This is a genomic window from Streptomyces sp. NRRL S-350 (assembly GCF_000719705.1).
Classification (GTDB): Bacteria; Actinomycetota; Actinomycetes; order Streptomycetales; family Streptomycetaceae; genus Kitasatospora.
Genome location: NZ_JOHO01000164.1, coordinates 1 through 1,133 on the forward strand (window position 1 = coordinate 1; position 1,133 = coordinate 1,133).

Annotated in this window: 2 rRNA genes and 1 pseudogene; all 3 read right to left on the reverse strand. The window is 66.3% G+C overall.

The features are described from left to right. Nucleotides 1–612, reverse strand: a pseudogene (locus tag IF30_RS0140250) (RNA helicase); the annotation flags it as partial. Between the two features lie 205 nt (nucleotides 613–817). After that, nucleotides 818–934 (reverse strand): 5S ribosomal RNA (rrf, locus tag IF30_RS0140255). Nucleotides 935–1,042: 108 nt separating this feature from the next. After that, a 23S ribosomal RNA gene (locus IF30_RS0140260) occupies nucleotides 1,043–1,133 on the reverse strand; the annotation flags it as partial.

The window sequence follows — 1,133 nt, forward strand, 5'->3', positions numbered from 1 at the left end:
CGGGCGGTCGTCACGACGCGGACGGTCGTCACGGTCGTCACGACGGAAGCCGCTCGGGCGGTCGTCACGACGGAAGCCACCGCCCGTGGGGCGGTCGCCACGGTCGCGGTTGAAACCGCCACCGGACGGACGGTCGTCACGACGGAAACCGCCGCCGGAGGGGCGGTCGCCACGGTCGCGGTTGAAGCCACCACCGGACGGACGGTCATCACGACGGAAACCACCACGGTCACCACCGCGGTCGTCACGGTCACGACCGTAGCCGCCGCCGGTGGGGCGGTCACCGCGGTCACGGTTGAAACCGCCACCGGACGGACGGTCATCACGACGGAAACCACCACGGTCACCACCGCGGTCGTCACGGTCACGGCCATAGCCACCGCCGGCCGGGCGGTCGTCACGACGCGGACGGTCATCGCGGTCGTCGCGACGCTGCCCACCCGGGCGGTCGTCCCGACGGAAACTGCTACCGGAGGAGCGGTCGTCGCGGCGATCGTTCGACCAACCCCCACGGGACCGGGGCTCGTAGCCTCGGCCGTCGTCCGATCGACGCTCGGGACGGTCCTGGGGCTGGTTCGACATCCTGGTGACTCCTTCTGCTGCTTCAGCTTCACCGCGCGGGCCGTGCGTGCAACTCCGCTGCCGTCACGCGGTTTCGGCGCCGGCCTCCTGGCCCGCGCACCTTCTCCATTGTCCGACATGCCGGGGTCTTTCGCGCCTGGGCGGAAGGTCCGTTCTGTCGGATTTTCTTCACGTTCGCAAAACACAAAAAGGCCGCGGCCCCAGCGAATCGCTGGGGCCGCGGCCTTGAATAATTGTTCGGCGGCGTCCTACTCTCCCACAGGGTCCCCCCTGCAGTACCATCGGCGCTGTGAGGCTTAGCTTCCGGGTTCGGAATGTAACCGGGCGTTTCCCTCACGCTATGACCACCGAAACCCTATCGGGTATTCAGCGAAACACACTTTTCAGTTGAATAAGTGTTTCTTGTTCGCCGGCGATAGCTGTTCGCTACCCGGGAACCACACAGTGAACGCGAGCGTCTGAGGACAAGCCCTCGGCCTATTAGTACCGGTCAACTCCACCCCTCACAGGGCTTCCATATCCGGCCTATCAACCCAGTCGTCTACTGGGAG